6 protein-coding genes are annotated in these 8,103 nt (G+C 67.9%); 5 read left to right on the top strand and 1 reads right to left on the bottom strand.

What is annotated here, in order from left to right:
- Positions 1-157: 157 nt before the first annotated feature.
- Positions 158-811, bottom strand: coding sequence for a response regulator transcription factor (locus E3D03_RS19555; RefSeq protein WP_062564053.1), 654 nt, complete (start codon positions 809-811; stop codon positions 158-160).
- A gap of 176 nt (positions 812-987) precedes the next feature.
- On the opposite strand from E3D03_RS19555, the gene E3D03_RS19550 reads away from it, so the two are divergent.
- Genes E3D03_RS19550 through E3D03_RS19530 form a run of 5 tightly spaced genes read left to right on the top strand, consistent with a single transcriptional unit; the run spans position 988 to position 7,989 of the window.
- Positions 988-2,235, top strand: coding sequence for an aminotransferase class V-fold PLP-dependent enzyme (locus tag E3D03_RS19550; RefSeq protein ID WP_263568347.1), 1,248 nt, complete (start codon positions 988-990; stop codon positions 2,233-2,235).
- Positions 2,236-2,262: 27 nt separating this feature from the next.
- Positions 2,263-3,459, top strand: coding sequence for a malate--CoA ligase subunit beta (locus tag E3D03_RS19545; protein WP_263568346.1), 1,197 nt, complete (start codon positions 2,263-2,265; stop codon positions 3,457-3,459).
- The gene (sucD, locus tag E3D03_RS19540) at positions 3,459-4,340 is read left to right on the top strand and encodes a succinate--CoA ligase subunit alpha (RefSeq protein WP_018001674.1); all 882 of its coding nucleotides are present in this window, start codon (positions 3,459-3,461) and stop codon (positions 4,338-4,340) included. Before E3D03_RS19545 ends, sucD begins: the two co-directional genes overlap by 1 nt.
- A gap of 11 nt (positions 4,341-4,351) precedes the next feature.
- Positions 4,352-5,323 (top strand): 2-hydroxyacid dehydrogenase, encoded by a 972-nt coding sequence (locus E3D03_RS19535; protein ID WP_263568345.1) that lies wholly within the window; start codon positions 4,352-4,354, stop codon positions 5,321-5,323.
- On the top strand, positions 5,323-7,989 hold the full coding sequence (locus E3D03_RS19530) for a phosphoenolpyruvate carboxylase (RefSeq protein WP_263568344.1): 2,667 nt from the start codon (positions 5,323-5,325) through the stop codon (positions 7,987-7,989). The genes E3D03_RS19535 and E3D03_RS19530 overlap by 1 nt, the downstream gene beginning before the upstream one ends.
- Positions 7,990-8,103 lie beyond the last annotated feature (114 nt).

Raw genomic sequence — 8,103 nt, 5'->3', positions numbered from 1 at the left:
GCTGCGGTTCAGGCGGGCGGGCGCGGGTTCGATCGGGAAGAAACTCATGGCGGGATGCCTCCTTGGCGGGGGTAAAACTCGCGCAAAGGGAAAGAATATTTCTATTTACTGTCAAGAAATATAATTTCTGACAAAGCGAAAAGTTCTAGATCGCCGCTCAGCCGCCCGGTCGCGAGCCCTGCTGGGAATAGAAAAACGCGATGGCCTGGGAGCGGCTTTTCACCGACAGCTTGTCGTAAAGGTTCGATAGGTGGAACTTGACCGTATTGGGCGAGATCCCCAGTTCGCGCGCCATCTCGCGGTTGGTCAGGCCGCGGGCCAGGGCGGCCAGCATGTCGGTTTCGCGCCGTGACAGCGAGTGCAGCGGATTGCGTTGCAATTCGCGCACGTCGAGGAACGGGAACACCATCCGCCCGGCCGCCACCGCGATGCAGGTCTCGAGCAGGGTCTCGACCGGGCCGTTGCGCGAGACGAAGCCGGCGGCGCCGGCGCCCATGGCCGAGATGTGGCCTTGGCTCGATTCGCGGGCATAGACGATGACGCGGGGCGCGGCCTCCTGTTCGCGCAGCTGCTCCATCAGCCGGGCGCCGCCCATCTCGGGCAGGTCCCAGTCGATGATCCCGACCCGGGCCGGCACCCGGCGGGTGGTGGCCAGGAAGCCCTCGGCCGTGGCCGAGGTGGCCAGCAGCGAAAAGCGCGCGTCGCGTTCGAACACCTCGGACATGGCGGACAGGACCAGCGGGTTGCTGTCGGCGAGAATCACCGAAATCGCCGTTTCCGCCCCGCGCACGGTGCGGATCGGCCTGTCCATGACCGCGCTTGCGCCTTGCGGCGGCAAATGCTGGGCCAATTCCTTCCTCCCCATTCCTTCGGGTAGGTTTCGCCCCACCCGAACGGATACCTCGATGCAACATAATCTTACGTTGTGGCAGCTGTCCAGAGCATGTTTCTTTCAATTCAACATTCTTGAACTGAAGGAAATTGCGCATGACTGACGCGACGATCTTTCCGCAGCTGGAAATCCCCGACACGCTGGCAGCCGGTCCGGGTCCGGGCAATACCGATCCGCGGGTGCTGCAACGATTTGCCAGTGCCGGCGTGGCCGACCACATGCAGGCCGACGTGCTGCGTGGCATGATCGAGGCCAAGCTGATGCTGCGCCAGGTCATGGGGACCCGGAACATCCACACCTTCGGCGTCGCCGGCACCGGCTGGAGCGGGCTCGACACGCTGTTCAGCGCGGTGATGCCGGGCGACAAGGTGGTGGCCTTCGTCAACGGCACCTTCTCGGGCATCGACGGGCTGACGCTGCGCATGAAGGCCGCCACGGCCGAAGAACTGGCCGCGGCGCCGCTGGACCCGAAACCGGCCTCGGTCGTGGTCGTCTCCGTGCCGCATGGCCAGTCGGTCACCGGCGAGATCGTCGAAAAGGCGCTGGCCGAGCACAAGCCGAAATGGGCCGCGATGGCGCATTGGGAAACCGGATCGGGCCGCATCAACGACATCCAGGGCTTTTCCGACGCCTGCGAGAAGCATGGCGCGATGGGCCTGGTGGACGCCGTGTCGTCGCTGGGGGTCGAGGATTTCTCGATCGACGATTACCCGGGCGTCGCCGGCTGGGCCTCGTGCCCGCAAAAAGGGATCTGCTGCCTGCCGCTGACCTATGCGCCCGTCAGCTTCACCGACCGCTATATCGACAGCCTGAAGAAATCCGGCGCCCGCACCTTCGTGCATCACCCGATCCTCGAGGCCCGGCATTGGGGCATCATCGACGGCAAGGACGTGGAAAAGGGCGCCTATCACCGCACCCACAGCGCCTATGCCGTCGCGGCCTTCCACGAGGCGCTGCGTATCCTGCTGCAGCAGAGCGTGGCCGGGCGGGCGCGCTCCTATGCCTTCCACGAGGCGGCGCTGCGCGATGCGGTGACGGCGATGGGCTGCAAGGTCACCTCGAACATGACCTCGCTGGTGGTGCTGAACCTGCCGCCGGCCCTGGCGGGCCGCGAGGCCGAGCTGGTGGCCTCCTGCCGCGCCAAGGGCTTCGGCATTTGGCCGACGCTTTCGGAACCCGTGCAGGTGCGCATCGGCATCCTGAACCTGCTGAACCAGCGCGCCATCACCGACATCGTCACCCGCTTTGCGGCGGCGCTGAACGACATGGGCGCCGGCATCGACACCGGCCCGGTGCTCGAGGGCCTGCAGCGCCACTACGATACGGCCGTCGCCGCCGAATAAGCGACACCCAGGGGAGGGGAGAGGACGATGGATATCCACGAATACCAGGCCAAGGAACTGCTCAGCAAGTTCGGGGTGGGCATTCCCACCGGCGCGCTGGCCTATAGCCCGGAACAGGCGGCGTACCGGGCGCGCGAGATGGGCGGCGACCGCTGGGTCGTCAAGGCCCAGGTCCATGCCGGCGGCCGCGGCAAGGCCGGCGGGGTCAAGGTCTGCAGCAGCGACACCGAGATCCAGGACGTGACCGAGACCATGTTCGGCCAGAAGCTGGTGACGCATCAGACCGGGCCCGAGGGCAAGGGTATCTACCGCGTCTATGTCGAGGCCGCGGTGCCGATCCTGCGCGAGATCTATCTGGGCTTCGTGCTGGACCGCGCCAGCCAGCGCGTGATGATCGTCGCCTCGGGCGAGGGCGGCATGGAGATCGAGGAGATCTCGGCCGAGAAGCCCGACAGCATCGTCCGCGCCGCCATCGAGCCGGCGGTCGGCCTGCGCGAATTCCAGGCCCGCGAGATCGCCTTCGCGCTTGGCATCAAGCCCGGGCTGGTCCAGCAGATGGTGCGCACGCTGATGGGCTGCTACCGCGCCTTCCGCGACCTGGATGCGACCATGGTGGAAATCAACCCGCTGGTGGTGACCTCGGACGACCGCATCCTGGCGCTGGACGCCAAGATGACCTTCGACAACAACGCCCTGTTCCGGCATCCGCAGATCAGCGAGCTGCGCGACAAGTCGCAAGAGGATCCGCGCGAATCCCGCGCCGCCGACCGCGGCCTGTCCTATGTCGGGCTGGAAGGCAATATCGGCTGCATCGTGAACGGCGCCGGCCTGGCCATGGCGACGATGGACACCATCAAGCTGGCCGGCGGCGAGCCTGCGAACTTCCTCGACATCGGCGGCGGCGCCACGCCCGAACGGGTGGCCAAGGCGTTCCGGCTGGTGATGTCGGACAAGAACGTGCAGGCGATCCTGGTCAATATCTTCGCCGGCATCAACCGCTGCGACTGGGTGGCCGAGGGCGTCGTCAAGGCGCTGCGCGACGAGCCGGTGGATGTGCCGGTCGTGGTGCGCCTGGCCGGCACCAATGTCGAGGAAGGCCAGAAGATCCTGGCGCAAAGCGGGCTGCCGCTGATCCGCGCCACCACGCTGATGGAAGCCGCCGAACGCGCCGTCGCCGCATGGCGCGCCGATACCAAGCAGAACCCCAACCTGAGGGCCGTGTGATGAGCATTTTTCTGGATCGTGAAACCCGCGTCATCGTTCAGGGCATCACCGGCAAGATGGCCCGCTTCCATACCAGGGAGATGATCGACTACGGCACCAATGTCGTCGGCGGCGTCGTGCCCGGCAAGGGCGGCGAGACCTGCGAGGGCGTGCCGGTCTTCAACACCGTCAAGGAAGCGGTCGAGGCGACCGGCGCCCAGGCCTCGCTGGTCTTCGTGCCGCCGCCGGCCGCGGCCGACAGCATCATGGAAGCGGCCGATGCCGGCATCCAGTACTGCGTCTGCATCACCGACGGCATCCCGGCCCAGGACATGATCCGCGTCAAGCGTTACATGTATCGCTATCCGAAAGAGCGCCGGATGATCCTGACCGGCCCGAACTGCGCCGGCACCATCAGCCCCGGCAAGGCCATGCTGGGGATCATGCCGGGCCATATCTACATGCAGGGCCATGTCGGCATCATCGGCCGCTCGGGCACGCTGGGCTATGAGGCGGCGGCGCAGCTGAAAGAGCTGGGGCTGGGGGTCTCGACCTCGGTCGGCATCGGCGGCGACCCGATCAACGGCTCGTCCTTCCGCGACGTGCTGGAGCATTTCCAGAACGACGACGACACCCATGCCATTTGCCTGATCGGCGAGATCGGCGGGCCGCAGGAAGCCGAGGCCGCGGATTACATCCGCGAGCATGTGACGAAGCCGGTGGTGGCCTATATCGCCGGCCTGACCGCGCCCAAGGGCCGCACCATGGGCCATGCCGGCGCCATCATCTCGGCCTTCGGGGAAAGCGCCTCGGAAAAGGTGGAAATCCTGTCGGCGGCCGGCATCACCATGGCGGAAAACCCCGCCGTGATCGGGCAGACCATCGCCCGCGTCCTGCAGTAACGGAGGCAGACATGGCGAAACCTCGGGTTCTTGTCACGCGCCGCTGGCCCGCGGCGGTCGAGGCGCGGCTGGCGGAGGCGTTCGACGTCAGGTTGAACACCGCCGACAAGCCGCTCGCGCCCGAGGATTTCCGGGCGGCGATGCGGGATTACGACGCGATCCTGCCCACCGTCACCGATAAGCTGGGCGCGCCCGCGCTGGACATCGACAAGCCGCAGGTGCGGATCCTGGCGAATTACGGCGTGGGCTACAGCCACATCGACCTCGACAGCGTCGGCCGGCATGGCATCGTCGTGACCAATACCCCGGACGTGCTCAGCGAATGCACCGCCGACCTGGCGATGACGCTGCTGCTGATGGTGGCGCGCCGCGCCGGCGAGGGCGAGCGCGAGCTGCGCGCCGGGCAATGGACCGGCTGGCGGCCGACGCATCTGGTCGGCACCAAGGTTTCCGGCAAGACGCTGGGCATCATCGGCTATGGCCGCATCGGGCAGGAAATGGCCCGGCGCGCGCATCACGGCTTCGGCATGAAGATCCTGGCCTATAACCGCAGCCCGGTCGCGCCCGAGGTGCTGGCGCAATGCCAGGCCACCCAGGTCGCCAGCATCGACGAACTGCTGCCGCAATGCGATTTCGTCTCGCTACATTGCCCGGGCGGCGCGGCGAACCGGCACCTGATCAACTCGCGCCGGCTGGGGCTGATGCGGCCAGACGCCTTCCTGATCAATACCGCGCGCGGCGAGGTGATCGACGAGATGGCGCTGTCGCATGCGCTGTGGTTCGAATCCATCGGCGGCGCCGCGCTGGACGTGTTCGACGGCGAGCCGAACATCAACCCGGCGCTGCGTGACAGCGACCGGCTGGTGATGCTGCCGCATCTGGGCAGCGCCACCCGCGAGGCGCGCGAGGCGATGGGCTTCCGCGTGCTCGACAACCTTGAAGATTTCTTCGCAGGACGCGCACCGCGCGACAGGGTGAACTGATGCAAAGCGGGGTTCAGCGGATCGGCAGCCTGCCCCCCGACGAAACCGAGGACGCCTATGGCGGGCGGCTGCGGGCCGAGCTGCGCGCGCTCTGGACCAATGTCATCGCCCGTCGCGCGCCCGGCATCCTGCCGCTGTTGTCGGGCGAGTCGGCCGAGCTGCCGCAGGATGGCGACGTGACCGTCTGCCTTCAGGCGCTGAACATCTGGTTCCAGCTGCTGAAGATCATCGACGAGAATGTCGCGACCCGCGCCCGCCGCATGGTCGAGACCGGCGACGGCCCGGCCGCGGTCAAGGGCAGCTTTGCCCGCGTGCTGGCGCAAGACCCGCAGCTGGCGCCCGAGACCTTCTGGCGCAATGTGCAGGGGCTTTGCGTCGGCCCGACGCTGACCGCGCATCCGACCGAGGCCAAGCGCGTCACCGTGCTGGAAATCCACCGCCGCATCTATCGCGCGCTGGTCACGCTGGAGACCGACCGCTGGACCCCGCGCGAAAGGGCCGATCTTTTCGCCGATCTCGAGGCCGAGATCGACCTGTTGTGGCTGACCGGCGAATTGCGTCGCCAGCGCCCGACGCCGCTCGACGAGATCGAATGGGGCCTGCAATTCTTTCGCGACAGCCTGTTCGACGCCGCCCCGAACGTCATGCGCCGCTTCCAGCAGGCCGCGGCGCAGGACCATGGCGCCGACCCCGCCGACCGGCCGGTGCCGCTTTTGCGCTTCCATTCCTGGATCGGCGGCGACCGCGACGGCAACCCGCATGTCACGACCGAGACCACCCGCACCGCGCTCGACCGCGGCCGCGCGGCGGCCCTGGACCGCTGCCGGCAGGGGCTGGAGCTTGCCGCGCGCCAGCTCAGCATCAGCAGCGCCATCGCGCATCTGCCCGGCCAGGCGCTCGGCCTGCTGCAGGCGGTGATCGACGCCGCCCCGCCGCCCGAGGGCCAGCAGCACCGCAACCCCGGCGAGCTGTTCCGCCAGGCGATCAGCGCCATTGCCCGCCGCATCGAGGCCACCGCCTCGGGCAACGGCCCGGCCTATGCCCATGTGCGCGACTATATCGCCGAGCTGCGCCGCGTCGAAACCGCGCTGGAACTGATCGAGGCCGGCCAGCTGGCCGAACGGCTGGTGCGGCCCCTGCGCTGGCAGGCCGAGATCTTCGGCTTCCGCACCGTCACGCTGGACGTGCGGCAGAATTCCTCGGTCACGACGCGGGCGCTGGCCTCGCTCTGGGGCGAGGGCGCGCCGGACTACGGCACGCCGGAATGGTCGGCGCGGCTGCGGGCCGAGATCGTGCAGGACAGGCTGCCGAGTCCCCGGCGCGAGGCGCTGCCGGCCGAGACGGCCGAGCTTCTGGACCTTCTGGACCTGATGCGCGTCACCCGCTTCGGCGCCGACCCGCTGGCCATCGGCCCGTTCATCCTGTCCATGACCCGGTCTTGCGACGACCTGCTGGGTGTGTTCCTGCTGGCGCGCTATGCCGGTTTCGGCCCGGAACGGCTGGACCTGCGCGTAGTGCCCTTGTTCGAGACCATCGGCGACCTGCGCGCCGCGCCCGCGATCCTGGACGATCTGCTGCGCGTGCCGCTGGCCCGGCGCAGCCTGGAAACCGAGGACCGCCGCATCGAGATCATGCTGGGCTATTCCGACAGCAACAAGGACGGCGGCTTCCTCTGCGCCAGCCGCGAGCTGGAAAAGGCGCAGCGCAGCATCGCGCGGGTGCTGGCCGGGCACGGGCTGATGCCGGTGTTCTTCCACGGCCGCGGCGGCTCGGTCAGCCGCGGCCAGGCGCCGACCGAACGCGCCATCGCCGCCCAGCCCGCCGGCACGGTGAACGGCCGGTTGCGCACCACCGAACAGGGCGAGGTGGTGTCGTCGAAATACGCCAACCGCGGCACCGCGCAATACGAGCTGGAGCTCTTGGCCTCGTCGGTCATGGCGCAGTCGCTTGCGAGTGCGGTCGAGCCGGTGCGGCCCGAGTTCAACGACACGCTCGAGGCGCTGTCGGACCTGTCCTGCACCGCCTATCGCGGGCTGCTGCACCGGCCGGGCTTCATCGACTATTTCAACCAGTCGAGCCCGGTCGAGGAGCTGGCCATGCTCAAGATGGGCTCGCGCCCGGCCCGGCGCTTCGGCGCGCAAAGCCTCGACGACCTGCGGGCCATCCCCTGGGTCTTTGCCTGGTCGCAGAACCGCCACCTGATCTCGGGCTGGTATGGCTTCGGCTCGGCCATCGCCACCTTCCGCCGCTTCCACCGCGCCGAGGGCGACAAGCTGCTGCTGCGCATGGCGCGGGATTCGCGCGTGTTCCGGCTGATCGTGGACGAGACGGAAAAGTCGCTGTTCCATGCCGACATGGCGGTGGCGGCGAAATACCGGGCGCTGGTCGCCGACGACGGGGTGGGCGACGACATCTTCGGCCGCATCCGCCAGGAATATGACGACAGCCGCGCGGCGGTGACCTTCCTGAACGGCGGCACCGAGATCGGCGCGCGCTTCCCGAACATGTCGGCGCGCTTCGGCCGGGTGCGCGCCGATCTGGACCGGGTGCACGATCTTCAGGTCGCGCTGCTGCGCAAGAATCGCGACCAGACCGGGCCAGGCCTGCCGGTCGCGCTGATGCAGACGATGAATTGCATTTCCGCCGCTCTGGGCTGGACTGGATAAGGAGCAGACAGCATGAACGAACAGACCCCTTCGGGCTTTTTCACCGAACCGCTTTCGACGCGCGACCCTGCGGTCTTCGGAGCGATCCGTCAGGAGCTTGGCCGGCAGCGCGAC

This window comes from Paracoccus sp. DMF (genome assembly GCF_004407025.1).
GTDB lineage: Bacteria > Pseudomonadota > Alphaproteobacteria > Rhodobacterales > Rhodobacteraceae > Paracoccus > Paracoccus aminovorans_B.
Note: the sequence above shows the minus strand (reverse complement) of the source record. Positions and strands in the feature narration are given on the sequence as shown.

What these genes read in the sequence shown, in the direction of transcription:
- E3D03_RS19555 (WP_062564053.1), bottom strand. Translation starts at nt 811, where the DNA reads ATGGACAGGCCGATCCGCACCGTGCGCGGGGCGGAAACGGCGATTTCG.
- E3D03_RS19550 (WP_263568347.1), top strand. Translation starts at nt 988, where the DNA reads ATGACTGACGCGACGATCTTTCCGCAGCTGGAAATCCCCGACACGCTG.
- E3D03_RS19545 (WP_263568346.1), top strand. Translation starts at nt 2,263, where the DNA reads ATGGATATCCACGAATACCAGGCCAAGGAACTGCTCAGCAAGTTCGGG.
- sucD (WP_018001674.1), top strand. Translation starts at nt 3,459, where the DNA reads ATGAGCATTTTTCTGGATCGTGAAACCCGCGTCATCGTTCAGGGCATC.
- E3D03_RS19535 (WP_263568345.1), top strand. Translation starts at nt 4,352, where the DNA reads ATGGCGAAACCTCGGGTTCTTGTCACGCGCCGCTGGCCCGCGGCGGTC.
- E3D03_RS19530 (WP_263568344.1), top strand. Translation starts at nt 5,323, where the DNA reads ATGCAAAGCGGGGTTCAGCGGATCGGCAGCCTGCCCCCCGACGAAACC.